At 51.5% G+C, this 17,008-nt stretch carries 16 protein-coding genes; 3 read left to right on the plus strand and 13 right to left on the minus strand.

Going from position 1 to position 17,008, the window contains the following annotated elements; genetic code table 11:
• Positions 1 to 82: 82 nt before the first annotated feature.
• Positions 83 to 1,048, plus strand: a complete 966-nt coding sequence (glk, locus tag H6868_09850; protein ID MCB9989614.1) for a glucokinase — start codon at positions 83 to 85, stop codon at positions 1,046 to 1,048.
• On the opposite strand, the gene H6868_09855 is transcribed toward glk, so the two are convergent.
• Complete coding sequence (locus tag H6868_09855) at positions 1,045 to 2,139, minus strand: glycosyltransferase family 1 protein (protein MCB9989615.1); 1,095 nt, start codon at positions 2,137 to 2,139, stop codon at positions 1,045 to 1,047. The genes glk and H6868_09855 overlap by 4 nt on opposite strands.
• Positions 2,140 to 2,176: 37 nt before the next feature.
• Between H6868_09855 and H6868_09860 the strand changes: the two genes are divergently transcribed.
• Together H6868_09860 and H6868_09865 are read left to right on the plus strand one after the other, a co-directional pair.
• Complete coding sequence (locus H6868_09860; GenBank protein ID MCB9989616.1) at positions 2,177 to 3,565, plus strand: hypothetical protein; 1,389 nt, start codon at positions 2,177 to 2,179, stop codon at positions 3,563 to 3,565.
• A gap of 10 nt (positions 3,566 to 3,575) precedes the next feature.
• Complete coding sequence (locus H6868_09865; protein MCB9989617.1) at positions 3,576 to 4,592, plus strand: RluA family pseudouridine synthase; 1,017 nt, start codon at positions 3,576 to 3,578, stop codon at positions 4,590 to 4,592.
• A gap of 360 nt (positions 4,593 to 4,952) precedes the next feature.
• On the opposite strand, the gene H6868_09870 is transcribed toward H6868_09865, so the two are convergent.
• The 12 genes from H6868_09870 to H6868_09925 form a co-directional block, all read right to left on the minus strand.
• Positions 4,953 to 5,903, minus strand: a complete 951-nt coding sequence (locus H6868_09870; protein ID MCB9989618.1) for a type II secretion system F family protein — start codon at positions 5,901 to 5,903, stop codon at positions 4,953 to 4,955.
• Between the two features lie 4 nt (positions 5,904 to 5,907).
• Positions 5,908 to 6,885: a type II secretion system F family protein gene (locus H6868_09875; protein MCB9989619.1), complete on the minus strand. Its 978-nt coding sequence runs from the start codon at positions 6,883 to 6,885 to the stop codon at positions 5,908 to 5,910.
• The gene (locus H6868_09880) at positions 6,885 to 8,078 is read right to left on the minus strand and encodes a CpaF family protein (protein MCB9989620.1); all 1,194 of its coding nucleotides are present in this window, start codon (positions 8,076 to 8,078) and stop codon (positions 6,885 to 6,887) included. Before H6868_09880 ends, H6868_09875 begins: the two co-directional genes overlap by 1 nt.
• Positions 8,079 to 8,537: 459 nt before the next feature.
• A complete protein-coding gene (locus H6868_09885) occupies positions 8,538 to 9,782 on the minus strand; it encodes an AAA family ATPase (protein ID MCB9989621.1) in 1,245 nt (414 codons plus the stop codon).
• Between the two features lie 101 nt (positions 9,783 to 9,883).
• Positions 9,884 to 10,543, minus strand: coding sequence for a hypothetical protein (locus H6868_09890; GenBank protein ID MCB9989622.1), 660 nt, complete (start codon positions 10,541 to 10,543; stop codon positions 9,884 to 9,886).
• A gap of 21 nt (positions 10,544 to 10,564) precedes the next feature.
• Positions 10,565 to 12,031, minus strand: a complete 1,467-nt coding sequence (locus H6868_09895) for a type II and III secretion system protein family protein (protein ID MCB9989623.1) — start codon at positions 12,029 to 12,031, stop codon at positions 10,565 to 10,567.
• 64 nt (positions 12,032 to 12,095) lie between these two features.
• Positions 12,096 to 12,992 (minus strand): Flp pilus assembly protein CpaB, encoded by an 897-nt coding sequence (cpaB, locus tag H6868_09900; protein MCB9989624.1) that lies wholly within the window; start codon positions 12,990 to 12,992, stop codon positions 12,096 to 12,098.
• Between the two features lie 117 nt (positions 12,993 to 13,109).
• A complete protein-coding gene (locus tag H6868_09905; protein MCB9989625.1) occupies positions 13,110 to 13,661 on the minus strand; it encodes a prepilin peptidase in 552 nt (183 codons plus the stop codon).
• A 108-nt stretch (positions 13,662 to 13,769) separates the two neighbouring features.
• Positions 13,770 to 13,967, minus strand: a complete 198-nt coding sequence (locus H6868_09910; protein ID MCB9989626.1) for a Flp family type IVb pilin — start codon at positions 13,965 to 13,967, stop codon at positions 13,770 to 13,772.
• A gap of 372 nt (positions 13,968 to 14,339) precedes the next feature.
• A complete protein-coding gene (locus tag H6868_09915) occupies positions 14,340 to 15,905 on the minus strand; it encodes a pilus assembly protein (protein ID MCB9989627.1) in 1,566 nt (521 codons plus the stop codon).
• Between the two features lie 24 nt (positions 15,906 to 15,929).
• Positions 15,930 to 16,451: a pilus assembly protein gene (locus H6868_09920; protein MCB9989628.1), complete on the minus strand. Its 522-nt coding sequence runs from the start codon at positions 16,449 to 16,451 to the stop codon at positions 15,930 to 15,932.
• Between the two features lie 29 nt (positions 16,452 to 16,480).
• Positions 16,481 to 17,005 carry a pilus assembly protein gene (locus tag H6868_09925; GenBank protein ID MCB9989629.1) on the minus strand — a complete coding sequence of 175 codons (525 nt, stop codon included), beginning with the start codon at positions 17,003 to 17,005 and terminating at the stop codon, positions 16,481 to 16,483.
• Positions 17,006 to 17,008 lie beyond the last annotated feature (3 nt).

Here is a 17,008-nt window from a genome sequence, read left to right on the forward strand (position 1 = left end):
TACATTCTGGCAAATACTATTTGGTATATATCCTCTTGTCTTTGAACGGCCAATCTGTTTGATAAAAGGCAAGGAGATATCTATGACCGAAAATTATGGCCTGATTGCCGATATCGGCGCGACCAACGCCCGTTTTGCCCTTGCCAATGCACAAGGATTCCATTCCGAAAAAGTCCTGTCCTGCGCCGCCTATCCCGGCCCGGTTGAAGCCGCGCAAGCGTATCTGGACCAGACAAGCTCAAAAGAAAACATCCGCCGCGCCGCTTTTTCCATTGCCGGGCCGGTCGACGGCGACCGGTTTGCCATGACCAACCACGCCTGGACGTTCTCAATCGAACAAACCCGCAAAGCGCTGCAACTGGAATCCTTTGAATTGCTCAACGATTTTGAAGCGCTGGCCCTCGGCATCCCGCATTTACAAGACAGCGAAATCCGCCAGATCGGCAGTGGCCAGCCGAAAGAACACGCCCCCATCGGCATTACCGGCCCCGGCACGGGGCTGGGCGTAGCCTCTCTGATCTGGAACGGCAGCCAATATCAGGCCATCCCCGGCGAAGGCGGCCATGTCACCATACCCGCCCGTACCCAACGCGAATTTGATATTTTTCATACACTGCGGGATCGTTACAGGCATGTTTCCGCCGAGCGGGTCTGTTCCGGCAAGGGACTGGGAAATATTTACGATGCCATCCGCCAACTGGATAACCGTGATGATTTGCCGCCGCGCACACCGGAAGATATCAGCACGCTGGCCCTAAACAAAAGCTGCGCCGTGTGCGAAGAATGTCTGGACCTGATGATGGGGTTTCTGGGGGCTGTGGCGGGCAATTTGGCCCTGACCATCGGCGCCAAAGGCGGTATCTATATCGCCGGCGGAATCATCAACCAGCTCGGCGATTATTTCTACAATTCACGCTTCCGGGAAGAATTCGAACGCAAAGGCCGGTTCGAAGATTATCTGAAAAACATCCCGACCTATGTCGTTCAACATGAATTCCCGGCCTTTCTAGGGCTTTACGACAAGGTCAGGGAACCCCTGCCGGATTAACCGTGCATCTTGCCCGACACCGTCAGGATATCCATGAACTGCCGGGCAATCGCCGGCCAGCCGTAATGCGCCCGCACGTGATCGTGGCGGTGCTGGGCTTTATCGGCATGCACCATCGCCTGCCGCGCGGCTTCAGATAAATCGTCGGCATGAACATGCCCCAGATGCGGATGGGTAATAATATCGCGCGGCCCCGTAACGTCATAAGCGGCAACAGGCAAGCCGCTGGCCAAAGCCTCCAGCAACACAATGCCAAACGTGTCCGTCCGCGAGGGAAAAACAAACAGATCCGCCGAACGGTAATGCGCCGCCAGATCATCCCCCATCTTTTTACCGGCGAACCGCACGGACGGATATTTACGCGCCAGAGCTTCCCGGCTTGGCCCGTCACCAACAACAACTTTGGAACCGGGCCAGTCCATCTTTAAAAAATCTTCGAGGTTTTTTTCAATCGCCACCCGCCCGACATAAAGCGCCACAGGACGAGGCATGTCATCAAAGATAGAGGCATCGCCGGGCGTAAAACGATCAACAGGAACGCCACGCGCCATACAATGCATCGGCGCGTCATAAGACTGGCCTTCCAGCACCGTGCGCATGCTGGGCGTCGTAATCACCATCCCCGCCGAAGGCTGATGGAATTTTCGAATAAAAGCCGTGGCTTTTTGTTCGCTCCACGGCGCGAGAAACGGCAGGATTTTTTCCACCCGCTTGGCCACGTAAACCGGAAACTGGGTATGATAGGCGGTCGTAAATCGGATATTGTTCCGCAAGGCAAAATCCCGCGCCGCCCAGCCCAACGGCCCTTCCGTGGCAATATGAAGATAATCGGGCGCATAAGCGGTAATCAAACGCGCCAACCGCCGCCGCGGCAACACAGTAAGCTCGATCTCGCTATAGCCCGGCATATTGATACGGTAAGGAAAGTCACCCGGCCCGATCACCCGGACATCATGCCCGGCTTTTTTCAATTCATCGGACAAATGCTCATAAGTTCGAACCACCCCATTGACTTGCGGATGCCACGCATCGCTGATAATCAGGATTTTCGAGCGTTCCGTCAGGCTCTCTGTATTTTCCGTTGCAGGCATAGTATACTCTGGCAAATTCAAAAACGAACGTGATGCTATGAACACCATAAAAATCGCCTGTCTGTCCATCGTTTTTTCCCTGATACTGGCTATCGGTATCATGCCGGGAACCGCCCGCGCACAAATATGCGAGGCCACTTACGAAATGATCGTAAGCCTGCTGCTGCCCCGCTTTGGTTTTCCAACGGTGTGGGACGCCACCTACGGCGACCGGGATCATATGGTCCAGCTGACCACCGGCCTGCCTCTGGAAAACGGTACGATTCTGGCCGCCGGGCGCAAGCTGGACAAGGAAAGTTATCAGCCGACCGAAATCGTCCTCACCGAGCTTAACCGGCGGGGCCGCTCCCTGCGCGAACAAGCCGTCCCGGCCAAACCCGGTGAGAACCCGGTCAAAATGATTCCTCTGGAAAAGGGATATATTCTGGTTTCCAGCATAAAAAGCGGTGCCAGAAACGAACGCGGTCAAGTGCGCGTTAGCTGGTACGACAAGGACTTAAAACCGACAAAAGACAAACTTCTGAGCGATAGCAACTTTGATTATGAAGCGCTCGGCGTGGTAGCCGCAACGGAAGGTAACGGTTTTATCGTGATCGTACGCGCCAGCAAGCATACCGACCCCGAAGACCGCAACGGCCTACTGATCCGCTTGACGCCGATGGGCGGCGTTGTCTGGAAACGGGCTTACCGGCCCGGCATTCCCAACGCTATTCACAGCCTGTCGCCGGTTGATGATGCCAGCTATATCGCCGCCGGGGAAATCCAGATGGAAGACGGGCGCATGGGCGGCTGGGTGTTAAAGCTGGGCTATGACGGCACAATCCTGTGGCAACGGACATACCCGCGCGGCGCGGGCGCCGTGTTAAACGATGGTGCTTATTTCGAGCGCCCCGATAACGAAACAAACGGCTTTGTAATGCTGGGAGACTCCACCCCGCTGGATGACGGACACAATGCCGCATGGATAATGGCGATCGACCCGCTGGGCGAAGTCCTGTGGCAGCGTTATTACCGCCATGCCGACTTTGCCTTTAGCGGCAAAGCCCTGATGGTAACCCCGGAAGGGCGTTTTAACCTGTTGCTCAATGCCAGCACAGAAGAAAATGACCCGGAACTCCGCGATCACATCCGTATGGTCAGCCTGTCGCCGCGCGGTGTATTACTGGAAGACGAAGCCTATATTGAAGGCCGGCAGGCCAAAGCCATGGATTTTGTTCCCGGCCCGAATGGAGAGCGTGTCGTGACCGCTACTATTGAATCCGACGCCAAACCGCCGCCGATCGAAGAAATTCTGGAAGAAGACAAAACCGGCCAACCTGCGGAACAAACCGATGAAGCGGAAGTCAAACCGCCGCCGCCCGTGCAGGAAGGCTGGGTCTTTATCGGCACGGCCCTCGACCCCTATAACGACCCATGCGTCAAATAACAGGTTTTTCATGAACATAAATACAGACGAAGATTTTGACGACGGCGACACATTGCTGTTCACCGTGCCCGAAGATGCCGCGGGCACACGGCTAGATAAATTTCTGGGCGACACTTGCCCGGATCTGTCCCGGTCGCGCCTGAAAGCTCTCATCCTGGCGGGAGAGGTAACACTGGACGGCCAGCGCGCCACAACCCCCTCTGCTAAAATCAAGGCCGACACCGAAATCGCCGTGACCGTCCCGCCGCCGGTCGATGATACGCCGCAGCCGCAAAACATACCGCTGGATATCGTTTATGAAGACGACTCCCTGCTGGTCATCAATAAACCCGCGGGTCTGGTCGTTCATCCCGGCGCTGGGAATCATGACGGCACACTGGTCAACGCCCTGCTCTACCACTGCGCGGATAGTTTATCGGGCATCGGCGGCGTCAAGCGCCCCGGGATCGTCCACCGTCTGGATAAAGACACCAGTGGCCTGATGGTTGCCGCCAAAACCGATGAAGCCCATCAGGGCTTATCGGAACAACTCTCTGACCGAACACTGAGCCGCGTTTACAGTGCGATTGTCTGGGGCGTGCTACCGCCCGGCCAAGGCACCGTCGATCAGCCGATCGGGCGCCACCTGACCCAGCGTCAAAAAATGACGGTGACCAGCCGAAACAGCCGTGAAGCCGTCACCCATTACCGGACAATCGAACGTCTGGGGCCGCAAGACGCCCCGGCGGCCTGTCTGGTCGAATGCAAACTGGAAACCGGACGCACGCACCAGATCCGGGTCCATATGGCGCATATCGGGCACGCACTGGTCGGCGATCCGCTTTATGGCGCACAGGACACCGCCGCCCGCGCCTATCTGCGCAAAGGCGGCTATAGCGAAGAAAATACCGCCGCGATCCTGTCATTCCCCCGGCAGGCCCTGCATGCCCGCGCCATTGCCTTTATCCACCCTGTCAGCGGAGAAGAGATGCATTTCGAAGCCGAAGCCCCGGCAGATTTCCAAACATTGCTGCAACAGCTAAAATAAAATATCATTTATTTTCAACGGGTTAAAACTTTTTCGAAGAAAAGGCTTGTATTTACATAAAATTTTATGTAAATTATAGATATAGGGTGATCGAACGAGAGTAGGCAACAAAAAGGGGGAAATCCCCAAGGGTGTGAGAAAAATGGGCCGGGGGCAAAACGGCCAAGGGCTGGACAATAAAAGAAACAATAAACAAGAATAAGTGATGAGGTTTTTCGCAAGTACATACGTTGAAGATAAAAATTTTATCTGTATCGTATCTCCATTTTGACCAATCTGGTATCTGTTCCCTTCAAACCGTTTAACGTAAAGTTAGACGGTTCTTTTTTTGTCCGGCTGACAAAAGCTATAAAGGAAAATCTACAGGCTGCTCATAGCTTGAATAATCGCTGGCCCCAAAATAATCACGAACAAAACCGGCAGGAAAAAAGCAATCATCGGCACAGTCAATTTAGGAGGCAAAGCCGCCGCCTTTTGTTCGGCCAGCCCCATACGCTGCTCCCGCAGTTCCTGAGACATAACCTGCAACGCTTTGGATACTGATGTCCCGTATTGCTCGGCCTGAATCAAGGCCGTCGCAAAAGACTTCGCTGCTCCAGACCCAACCCGCCGGGCAAAGTCCTGCAAGGCGACCCGCCGGTCGTTCAACATGGCCATTTCAGCACTTAAAATCCCCAGCTCTTCCGCCAAGGTTGGTGAGTGCTCGGCAATTTCATCGGCAATCCGATCAACCGTCTGTTCCAGACCGATCCCGCCCTGCACACAAATCAGCATCATATCGAGCGCATCGGGAAATGTAATGTTGATCTCATCCGCGCGGCGCTGGATCATGTTTTTTAAAATCAGACCCGGCAGGCCATACCCCGCAAACATCGCCAGTATCAAAACAAAAAAAACAGTTCCGTCATCAACTTCCTTGTCACTGGCCGCAATCGTCAGCATCGAAAACCCCATAAAAACAAAGGGCAACGTTATCCGCATGACGATAAATTTAATCGGCGCCGAAGGACTGCGAATTCCGGCACGAAGCATCTGGTCACGGACTTTTTCACCCAGTTCCCCCAAAAGCTTTTGCGCCTTGAAAAACATAGCTACAGAATCACGCGCCGACAGAGCATCCTGTGTTTTTCCGCGGTTTTGCGCTTGATTTTTCGTTTGCTCAAACAAGGTACGCCGGCGCTTTTCAATCACAGAGCGATAACGTTCTTTTTTCTCTGACTTATTCAAAAGCGGAAGAGAAAACGCCATAAAGGACACCGCCGCCAGCAGCGATGTAATCAGAATAATGAAAATATCCGATGACCCACCCATAACGTTACACCTTGAAATTAATCATGATTTTCATGATAAAAATTCCCATACACATCCACAAACCACTACCGATCATCAAAACGCGGCCCACCGGCGTATCAAACATCAAACCGATATATTCGGGGTCGATCGCAAACAACCCGCCTCCAACCAGAAAAGGCAGTGAACCGATAATCCCGGCCGAAGCTTTCGCTTCAGATGACAGAGCTTGAATCTTACGCTTCAGGCGAAAACGTGCCCGGATCACACCGGCCAGATTCAAAAGAACCTCGGATAAGCTCGCCCCGGTCTGGGCCTGAATGGAAATGCCCGTGGCAAACATCTGCATTTCGGTCAAAGGCATCCGGCGCGCGGCTTCCAGCGTAGCTTCAGCCAATGGCACACCAATTTTTTGCGCCTCATAAACACGCTCCATTTCCTCACCGACCGGACCGGTGAATTCACGGCTGGCCATGGAAATGGCTTCGGTCACAGGCATCCCCGCCTTCAAAAGACGCACCATGGCCTCCAGCGCATCGGCAAACTCTTCCAAAAACTTCTTCTGGCGGCGCTTTGTCATGTGACGAACAACAAATTTAGGGAATCCCAGGAACCCGATCACAGCTAGCATAACAAGCACAAAAACCGACATCCCAAACAGTTTACCCAAAACCGCAAACACAATCCCGCTGAGGGCGGAAAACAACCAATATTGCTTAACACTGATCTTTATGCCTGCTTGTTCAAGTTGTGTGGAGATAGAGGCTTTTTTCTTTTTATTTTCATCGACCTCGGTGCCTTTAAGCTTGCGGGCGATTTCCTCGCGGCGCTTATTCTGCGCCGTTTTCTGGTCTATTTTATCGGCAGAGGCCGCACCACGCCCCCGAATAACAGCCATAGTCCTGCTTTTTTGCTGTTTTTGGTTGCTTATCATCAACGCCGCCGCCATCCCCAGAACCACCAGGACGATCAGAAGAACAATGACAATATATAGCGGTGTCATCAATCAAACGCCTCTTCCATAGCATCCAGAACAAGCTGCTCAACGCCATACTGACGGGCCTTGTCATAGAAGCGGGGCCGCAAACCGGTTGAGCGGTGACGGGTAATCAGCTTGCCGTCATCATCCTCACCCTCGACATCAAGAACAAAAAGATCCTGCATGGTGACGACTTCGCCTTCCATCCCGGTAATCTCCGTAACGTGGGTCGTTTTCCGGGAACCGTCACGCAAGCGCTGCACCTGAATAATAACGTTGACCGCAGACGCGATCTGTTCGCGCACCGCGACCGTCGGCAGATTCAACCCGCCCATAGCAATCATGTTTTCCATCCGGGAAACAGCCTCACGCGGGTTGTTGGCGTGAACCGTCCCCATTGATCCGTCGTGACCGGTATTCATGGCCTGCAGCAAATCAAACGCCTCCGGCCCCCGGACCTCCCCGACGATAATCCGCTCCGGGCGCATCCGTAGGCAGTTCTTCACAAGATCACGCATGGTAACCTCCCCGACCCCTTCCAGGTTCGGCGGCCGCGTTTCAAGACGCACGACGTGCGGCTGCTGGAGCTGAAGCTCACAGGCATCCTCACAGGTAATAATACGCTCGGTCGTATCAATATAACGGGTCAGACAGTTCAGCATCGTCGTTTTACCGGACCCCGTACCACCAGACACCAGAACATTCACCCGGCAACGCCCGATCGCCATAATCAGCTTAGCGCAGGACGGCGTCATGGATCCAAAACCCATCAGTTTTTCGAGAGTCAGCTTATCCTTGGTAAATTTCCGGATCGTCATGCACGACCCGTCAACCGCCAACGGCGGAATAATCACGTTCACCCGTGAACCATCAGCCAGACGCGCATCGCAAATCGGCGAAGATTCATCAACCCGCCGCCCGATTGCCCCGACAATCCGCTGGCAAATCGTCGTTAAATGCTGGTTATCACGGAATTTAACATTCGTTCGCTGGATTTTACCGCCAACCTCGATATAGGTCGTATCCGGCCCGTTAATCATAATATCGGCGATGTCGTCACGCTCCAACAACGTTTCAAGCGGCCCGTAGCCAAGCATGTCGTTGCCGCATTCCTTGGCAATTTGTTCAAGCTCTGCCGGCGTGACATCCAGATTCCGAAACCGGGCAATTTCCTCGACCGCCGACTGGACCTCTTCCCGTGCGGCTTGCGAGTCCATACGCGCCAGCGCTTTCAGATCAATCCCGTCACGTAAATCCAGCCATATACGGTTACGCGCACGCTGCAAACGCAAGGATGTAATACTGTCATGCGCAGGAGCGCCCTCCACCTCTTCCTCTTCCATATCGAGGTCAGGGAGCGTCGCTTCCTTGTCAACCTTGCGTTTTTGAGGTCTCGGTTTTTGAGGGGGGGTCGAAGCTTCTTCAACAACCTCGTCCACCGGAACCGACGGCGCCACATCCTCCGCAGACGGCGTATCGTCATCCATCACGCCCACCGACAGCGCCTTTAACTGGGCCATCTGCTCTTCCGACAAGGGAACAGACGGCGCATCATCTTCGGGAAAATTCTCTTCGCCAACATCCTCCAGCACAGGAGTTTGTTTTTCTTTTCTCGGCGCTTTTTTAGCCTGAGGAACGTCTGTTGATGATTTTTTCCCAAACATCGGAACGCCCCCTTACGATTTTTTCGTCAGCTTGTTCAAAAAACTGCCTATACCGCCCTTTTCATCAACTTTTTCTTCTTTTTCAGCCGCGCCGCCGGCAATCCTGCGAACCAAAAGCAACAGATTGGCGATAAGAACATCCCCACCCTTGGTTACAGACAATTTTTCGGCCTGACTTTCCGCCGCCAAAAAAACATCCGGAGAAAAAGCAATTTCCGCGGCTATCTTTTTATCAATGCCTTCCTCGATCTGCGCTTTGGAAACCTCATGCTTGGGAGAAATCCCTTTCATGTTCAAAACCAGCGATACATCGTCGTGAGAACCCCCGCGCAGATCCTTGATCTCATGCGATAACGTCCGGGCCGCCCGCACAGAAGCCAGCTCCGGGGACGTAATCAAAAGAATGTCATGAGCCTTGGTCAACACCGTCCGGCACAAAGCCGAAGGCGCCCCCGACAAATCTACAACAAGAAAAGGATGAGTTATCGTCACATAATCAATCAACGCTTCGTAATTCTCGGCAGATACGCTGTCATCCATCATGACATCGCCGCCGCTGCTCAGGACAAATAACTTGTCGCTGGCGTTGTAAATCATACGCGTCAAACTGTCTTCATTGCCTTCAGCCGCCGCCCGGCCAGCCTCGACCAGCGTTGTCGACGGATCAAAATCCATCCCGACATTCAATGTCGACCAGCCTCCGGCCGCATCCATCAGGAACGTTTTCTGCCCCAGATCATCCGCCAGCGCCCACGCCACACTTTGCGCCACCGTCGAAGCACCTACGCCGCCCTTGGCTCCCAAAACGGCAATCAACCGGGAATCCCGCGCCCCTACCTGTTCCAGCAAAGTCGAAGCGATATCATTGGAAAACGTAACAGCCTCAACAGGCTTGACCAGATAGTCGCTAACCCCCATCCCGACAAGCTTCCGGTAAAGATTAACGTCATTATCCGGCCCTATAACGATGGCAGACGTTCCTTCGTTACAATTCGCCGCCAGCGCCCCCAGACGCCCGGAAAAACTGTCATCAATCGTTTCAGTCTGGATAATGACCAGATCCGGTGCTTCCACCGTCGCATAAGATTGTATAGCCGCCTCTACATCGCCGTCATAGGCTTCCAGCTCCACCCGGGCAAAACGCCAGTCCTGAGACAAAGAAAGAAAAACCTCCTTCGTCTGCGGATCGTTACTGAACAGTTCCACGCGCGCACCCGGCAAAAGAACCGATGTATATGACTTATCCCCCTCGCTCATGATCTCTTTTTCTTCTCAATCTGGTTATATCAGGAACAGGAAAGAATTTTCCTGACCCTTATCATGGCGCAAAAACGTTACCAAATCCTTGACAAAAACCATTATTGATTTGAGGCCGAATAGCCTTCCAGAGGTTGGTTAGGAACGCCGAACGAATAAGGATACGTTACATTACCCCGACGACGGGCATAAGCATCCGGACGCGCGTCATTCCCACGCAAATCTTTCGGACGGTATATTTGCCGCGCCAACAACATTTCCGTCGTGCAGCCGTACTCATAGTCCGCATTGATTTTTGTTGTTTCGCCGTCGACCCCGCCCATAAACTGGCATCCTTCAGGTTCTTGCGCCGTAACTGTCAGGTAACCGATCATGGTCTGGGATTCTTCACCGCTGCCTTCCACAGGCATCAGGTCGGTGTTCACATTGCGAATACCGGCCTTCTGCATATCGCTGGCCAGCTTTGCCACAGCGTCCGCCGCCTTCATCGCCGTGTTTTTCTTGGATTTAGGATCGTAGGTTATGACGATTTCGAGCGGCCCCTCACCATAGCGCTCATAATCATCGCTCATGGCCAGCAACATGTCCGGCGTCAAACTCCCCGTCGGAAATGTCTCGTTATAGATATCATTATGAAGCTCGATATGTTTTTGGTTGATCGCCGTTTCCGTATCCAGAGAACACGCACTCAGCCCTGGCAAGGCCATAAAACCAATCACCGCCAGCCCCAGAATTTTCCGTTTACCGATAAAAGAAACCATGCGTTTCACTCCTTCTCACCCCTAGTCGATGATATATCCGTATGTTTCATCGCCTTCAAGCAACGCAGATGAATCAACCTTGCTGCCATACATTTTCTTCAAATTCTCGGCAAACGCCCGCGCCAAAGGATTATCATGTATCTCGCGCGGCTTTTCATCCGCCATCTGCCTGTTGGCGTAGGGACGCACGATATAAGGCGTAACAATCACAACCAGTTCAGATTCTTCCCGCTGAAAGCTTTCAGATGAGATAAGATCGCCGATCACAGGCACATCCTTGATACCCGGCAGATCAGACATATTCTTCGTCACTTCCGATTTAAGAAGCCCGGCAATCATCAAACTACCGCCGCTGGCCATTTCAACCGTTGTCTCGGCACGCCGCACCGAAAAGCCCGGAATATTCAGTTGCAGAATGTTCAGGCTGTTCTGGTTGGAAATAGCCGAAACCTCGGTCTGCAGTTGCAAACTAATCAGATCGTTGCTCATCACAACCGGGCGGAAATTCAGCGACACACCAAATGGATGATATTCAATCAAAATATTGCCATCCTGGTCACGACCGGCCGGCACAGGGAATTCCCCCCCGGCCAGAAAGCCCGCCTGTTCACCGGAAAGAGCTGTCAGGTTAGGTTCAGCCAGAGTATTAATCAACCCGTCCTCCTCCAGAGCCCGCACAATAAACTGCAAAGCGCCAAAACGGTCCCCGGCCCGGTCATAGATCAAACTGGCGACCCCGAACGGATCGGCTGTCAAACCGGCCGCCGCCGTTGTTGCAAAACTCGCCACAGCCTGCCCGGCACCGGCTGCCTCGGTATAATTAGGTTCAACCCCCAATTCGCGCAAAACCTCGCGGGACGCCTCAACAATTTTCACCTTCAGCATCACCTGATGCTCGCCGTCAACCTGCAGCATATTAACGATCAACTCATCAGGACTATCAAAATCCTCATCCTGAATTTCGCCAATATAATGAGCCACAACATTCGATATCTCAGCCGCCACAGACGGTGTCGAAACCCGTCCCGTCAAAACGATCTGGTCCGTCAATGAGTGGACAGTCACATCTTCCTTGGGAAAAAGGTCATTAAGGAGATTCTGGATAACCTCGTCATCGATTTTAACATGAACGTTCAGACGTTTGACAATATTGCCTTCGGCATCCACCGCAATCAGATTGGTACTCCCCAGATTCAACCCCACCAGATACAGGCGGTTGGATTGAAGCGCGCTTACATCAACAATCGACGGGTTAGCAACCATAATATCGGAAATAGCGCCATCAACATCGACAATCTCAGCCATGCCTTGCGTCAGGATCAATGTAGGATCTTTTTTCTGGGCATGTGCCGCCACAGTCACAAGATCAGTTTTCGCAGCCAGCGCGCCATGGATTTGCCAGCCACCACACAGAACGACGACAGCCGCCAACAGCAGCCCCGCCAGACGCACCCGGATTCCGGGTAACTTTGTGGATAACATACTCATTTTACTATTTCCCAAACACTTAATAAGAAAAGTTGGTTTAGATTAATAAAGAAATGACAGAACGTCATTGGCTAACAGAAACTTCTTGGAGCGCACCCCCACTATAAACTCTCACAATATTGGTGTCTTTACCAGAGCTCTTTTTCGCTTTGACAATTTCGTCTTGGACTTCATCGAAAACACGAGTCATACGGGCATCCGTCGTCACGGGCGTCGGAGCAGCAGCCACCGTCTTGTCGCCCAGCTTGCGCAAGGCTAGCCGAACCTCTCCCATTTCAGAGGCAAGCGCCATAACTTCCGCCCCTTTGCGGTCAAGTTCCAGCGTTACAGTTTTACCGACTTTTGAATTTTCATCATCATCACGCTCCGCCGAACGACCCACGGCAAGAACTCTTACATTTTCAAGAACCGTTTCCGTCGCAAGCTTGTCAAGATTGCGCTCGATCGTATTACGCGCAACCACATCATCGCCTTGCGCCCGGATCGAAGACTTATAAGTCAGAATAACGTCCACATAATCCCCCGGCCCGATAAACCCCCCGGCCAAATCCGCAGCCTTGACATCAACAGCCACGGCCCGCATTCCTTCGGCCAGACTGGCCGCCATGAAATTGCCCTCTTTTTCCGGCACCAGAGCCGTTTCGGTAATTGGCTCACCCTCAGCCATATTCCGACGCAAGCGACCACTAACAGCCTCCCCCGGCTTCTGCTCGCCTTTTCTCACAATCGCACCCGGGAAAACGGCGTCCTTCGGCCAGTCTTGCCATTTAACATTTGAATCCGTCAGCTCGGTCCCCACATCCAAAGCCTTGGCCGCCGTTATAATTTGAACTTTAGGAGCTGCCGCAGTCTGCACAGACGCGTTTTTCTTGCCGCCGCTCAGAGAGGCTTGCACCAATGCCGCCACCAAAACGGCAACAAGCATCCCGCCCACCAGAACAATCACCACGTTCCTATTCATGATCCATTCCCTTTGAAACAGAGTTCTTAAAAGAGCTGCCGAACGGCAAAAAAGATAAGTTAATTCATAGAATTAAGGACAGTTGTTACAACTATCATCTAATAGTATATCAGAAAATTAGTTATTTTGCGAAAGAAACTGCACTAAATTTTCCGGAGAAACATATCCCAACAGGAAAAAGCCCAGCATTGCCCCCGCCGCAATAGGAATACCATAAGGTACTTTGCTTTCCCCCGCTTGCACCCGCGCAATCCAGCCCCCCTCTTTCGGAGACTTAACCGGCTTTCTATATTTCAGGAACAAGGCCACGATCCCCAAAACACCACCCAGCAATGCCGTGTAAAATAAAAAGACTGTCAACCCCTTCAACCCAAACCACAGGGCATAAGCACTAAGCAACTTGGCATCACCCCCGCCCATCGCCCTCGCCAGAAACATCAGGAACGTCGCCACAAAAATTGCCCCGCCGGCGATTAAGTGGACCGGCAAAGGCGCCAGCATATCGGCTCCGGAAAAATGAACCGCCGCCCATGCAGGAAAAAAGGCCAGCGCGATAAAAAGCGGATAAGCATTCGGAATCGTCAACCCCTTGAAATCGGATACACCAGACAAAATGCCCAGCCCGGAAACACTCGCCAGCAAAAACAAAAATACGATCATAAAAATCATAGGAACAGCTCCGCGATTGACAAGGATGTCTTCAAGAATAAAAAAACCCCACTCCCTTTATATACCAAGAGCGGGGTTTTTTCTGCAATTTTAAACGTAGCCTGTGGCTTACGGCGCCACGTCAGCAGCCGCGGTGCTCATTTGAGAAGCCATCGTGGAGAAGATCGCTTGCAGGTCATCCCCGAAAGCAAACACAGCAGCCACGATTGCCAGAGAAATACCGGCAGCAATCAGACCGTATTCAATAGCGGTCGCACCGTCTTCGGATTGTACATAAGCTTGAATTTTTGCAATAAAAGTTTTCATGAAGTATCTCCTTCGTTTGGTTTTCAGCAAGTTATAAGGTTTGTTTTTTTGAAGGATCCCTCTCCCCAAAAGAGAAATCCACAACCGTTATATCTATAGAATATACCCTATTTTTTTAACAAGTGGTTAAAAATTTTTAATTTTCCGTAATATTTTTAAGAAGAGATGTTTTTTATACTATAAATTATATTTATATAAAATTTTATGCTTATATATTTACTTTGTTTTTGAAATATTGATTATAAGTAATGAAGTACATTTACTTTGATAATCAAATAAATACAAATATGGCAAAAATAAGGCGGGCTCTTTTTCTGACAAAAGCCCACCTTATTCTTTTATATATCCCACCCTGATTAAAGAGAATATTCTTTAGCTCTTGATATGGAGGTTTGCCAGCTCACGGCTGATTGTCTCAAACACCTGGATCAAATCCTCCTGCGCCGGTGCATCATAGTACTGGGATGAAGACGACGCACAGTTCCGGTAATAATCCTTGGTACCTTCATCAATATTCGAGGTAAACGTAATCGTATAGATCGTAACCCCCAGATCTTTCAAAGCTTCACAGGTTTCCGCAAAACGATCATTCATATCAGGAACAGTGATATCGTGCTTTCTGGTATCCCAATAGGTGGAGTAAGTACTTTCCATCGTATTATCACCATCGGTCATCATCACAATAACCTTCTGCCAGCGTTCACTATCCCAGTCATCGCCCTCGGTAAACGGCACCTCCGGCGACAACAAACGATAGCCCCAGGTCATCCCGATATTCCCGTAGGTATAACCATGGGCCTGCATATCATTAACAACATCATACAAAGCTTGCTCATCGCTGGTTAAGGGCTGAATGTAGGCATAAGGACAGTTATAGTTTGTGCCACCGCTGTAGTCCGATTTCCAGCAGAAGCAGTATGATGAATTACATCTCCCGTAAGATCCCGTACAATCACTGCACCGGGTGTTGCTGTACCCCGAATAGGAACTGCACTTCTGACCATTGGAAATAACCCGACCATAAGAATACACATCCCACGGGCCACTATAATTATCGAGAACATCATCGTCATAAGGGTCGTTACTGCCGCTGCCAGGATCCCAGCCATGCCCGTCCCAGCTACTGCCATCTTTCCAGAGCTGGCCACGTGAATTCGAAACATAGGTTGCGGCACTGTTATAGCCAGTGTCTTTATGCTCGACAACACAGCCATACCAGTTGCTGCTGGTTTTGTCGGTCGTATAGCTCATATCTGCCGGCAACGTCACAAAGCTCGAACCGTCCCCGTATTGAGTGCCATCCGGGTTCATCCCCAGACCGTAACGCCCGATACGCACGCTACTGGAATACGGAACCAAACCGATTTTCACATCTTCGGCCACCTCAACGGAGTCGAATAAAATCCCGATAAAGTTCGTCGACGCTGTCCGCAAAGCTGAAATATTGTTATTGGAACTCATAGAGCCGGTGTTATCGAGCACCAGAACAACCTCAAGCCCTTTGGTTTCTTTCCGGACTGTTGTTTCTTTATAGATGGTAACATTGTCTATCCCCAAAATACGGATAAAGGACGTATCGTAATCGGCGTAGGCCGACACAATCACATCATCACCATCAATCGTAACATCCAAATTATATGTTGATCCTATTCGGTCTTCCGGATAGTTGGCATTGAAGAATTCCTGAACTCTGGCCTCAATCGCAACTGGGTCGGTTTCCGACGCTGTCGCCGCCAAAGCCGCGGCATCCAGCGCCCCCCCAAGCCGCTGCCCGACAAGGTGAGCCTGCGCCAGATCCAGAGACATCCCCGCCGCCCCGACAATCACAGGCAACATAACGGCGAAGGCAATCGCAATCGTCCCGCCCATATCGCGTACAAAACGGGAAAAGAATTCTAAAGCTGTTTTCTTTCTTTTTAATTGATCGCTAATAGACATGATTGCACCTTCTTTTCCACCCCGTTAATTTTCCAGCTGCACAACCGCGGAGCGCCGCCCGCGGGAAAATGATACTTCTTCCATCCCGATACTATCGATTGAAAACAAACTGAACGTCGGATCAAAATTGTATCGAACGATAACAATGACGGCCCCGTCGCCCTCTGTCCCCAATCCAACAGCCCTATTCATGGCATCGCTAGCCCCGGTCATATTGCGGGTTTCGCGCCAAACAACCTGAGGATCATCATTCTCATCAAACTCGACACTGATAATATCAATGCCAAGATCGGTTATCGGAAACGGATACAACGCTAATTCACCGGCTCGCACCGCCTCGTCCAGCATATCAGAATTAACAACGGTATTACGGGCCACCAAATCGGCAATAGTCTGGGAGGCCATAATCGTTTTCTGGTTTGCAAGGATACCGTTCCCCAAGTCAAAAACACCGATCAAAAGCAACATTAACAACGGGAAAACCAGAGTAAATTCCATCGCCGCCACACCACTGTCATCGCGTACCCAGCTTTTGAGCTTTGCCATTAATTGAAAAGGCGTCACAAACATTATTATTAATCTCCAAAATAATAGGGTTCCGTCTCAAGAACCATCGAAGATACCAGCAACCGTGTATTATTCGCGTAATTGGAAAACACGTTCCCGATCAAGGGCGTCATGAATCTGTAACCGTAAGCCACACGAATTAAAACCACATCGCGCGACGCCCCCGGATCAAACTGCGTGTTCACCAGATTACCGTCTTCATCAACATCCGGCGCCGGATTGGCATCAGAAAAAGCATCCAGACGCTCGACGCTATATTGTATATTACTGCAATTCAAAAGAACCGACGCTTTAGCACATAAAGCATCGGCAAACATTTGCTGCGGATCACCGGATGTCTGTTGCACTTGTCCGGTTCGAACCAAACGAGCCGCATCGCTCATCGCCCCTTGCAAAAGGGACGCCGATGCCCCCATCAGGGCCAGCTCAATTATACCGATCACAAATGTCACAAAGGGAATAGCCAGAAGACTGAACTCAATCGCCGTCGTACCTTTACGGTCGCGCCAGAAGCTGCATAAATCTATAAACATGGT

This window comes from Rhodospirillales bacterium (assembly GCA_020638175.1).
Classification (GTDB): domain Bacteria; phylum Pseudomonadota; class Alphaproteobacteria; order Micavibrionales; family Micavibrionaceae; genus JACKJA01.

Excerpts from the sequence above, each read along its gene's own strand:
- H6868_09920 (MCB9989628.1), bottom strand. The coding sequence starts at position 16,451 with ATGGCAAAGCTCAAAAGCTGGGTACGCGATGACAGTGGTGTGGCGGCG.
- H6868_09880 (MCB9989620.1), bottom strand. The coding sequence starts at position 8,078 with ATGGACTCGCAAGCCGCACGGGAAGAGGTCCAGTCGGCGGTCGAGGAA.
- H6868_09890 (MCB9989622.1), bottom strand. The coding sequence starts at position 10,543 with ATGGTTTCTTTTATCGGTAAACGGAAAATTCTGGGGCTGGCGGTGATT.
- H6868_09915 (MCB9989627.1), bottom strand. The coding sequence starts at position 15,905 with ATGTCTATTAGCGATCAATTAAAAAGAAAGAAAACAGCTTTAGAATTC.
- H6868_09885 (MCB9989621.1), bottom strand. The coding sequence starts at position 9,782 with ATGAGCGAGGGGGATAAGTCATATACATCGGTTCTTTTGCCGGGTGCG.
- H6868_09925 (MCB9989629.1), bottom strand. The coding sequence starts at position 17,005 with ATGTTTATAGATTTATGCAGCTTCTGGCGCGACCGTAAAGGTACGACG.
- H6868_09860 (MCB9989616.1), top strand. The coding sequence starts at position 2,177 with ATGAACACCATAAAAATCGCCTGTCTGTCCATCGTTTTTTCCCTGATA.
- H6868_09865 (MCB9989617.1), top strand. The coding sequence starts at position 3,576 with ATGAACATAAATACAGACGAAGATTTTGACGACGGCGACACATTGCTG.
- H6868_09905 (MCB9989625.1), bottom strand. The coding sequence starts at position 13,661 with ATGATTTTTATGATCGTATTTTTGTTTTTGCTGGCGAGTGTTTCCGGG.
- H6868_09875 (MCB9989619.1), bottom strand. The coding sequence starts at position 6,885 with ATGACACCGCTATATATTGTCATTGTTCTTCTGATCGTCCTGGTGGTT.
- cpaB (MCB9989624.1), bottom strand. The coding sequence starts at position 12,992 with ATGAATAGGAACGTGGTGATTGTTCTGGTGGGCGGGATGCTTGTTGCC.
- H6868_09855 (MCB9989615.1), bottom strand. The coding sequence starts at position 2,139 with ATGCCTGCAACGGAAAATACAGAGAGCCTGACGGAACGCTCGAAAATC.
- H6868_09870 (MCB9989618.1), bottom strand. The coding sequence starts at position 5,903 with ATGGGTGGGTCATCGGATATTTTCATTATTCTGATTACATCGCTGCTG.
- H6868_09895 (MCB9989623.1), bottom strand. The coding sequence starts at position 12,031 with ATGAGTATGTTATCCACAAAGTTACCCGGAATCCGGGTGCGTCTGGCG.
- glk (MCB9989614.1), top strand. The coding sequence starts at position 83 with ATGACCGAAAATTATGGCCTGATTGCCGATATCGGCGCGACCAACGCC.
- H6868_09910 (MCB9989626.1), bottom strand. The coding sequence starts at position 13,967 with ATGAAAACTTTTATTGCAAAAATTCAAGCTTATGTACAATCCGAAGAC.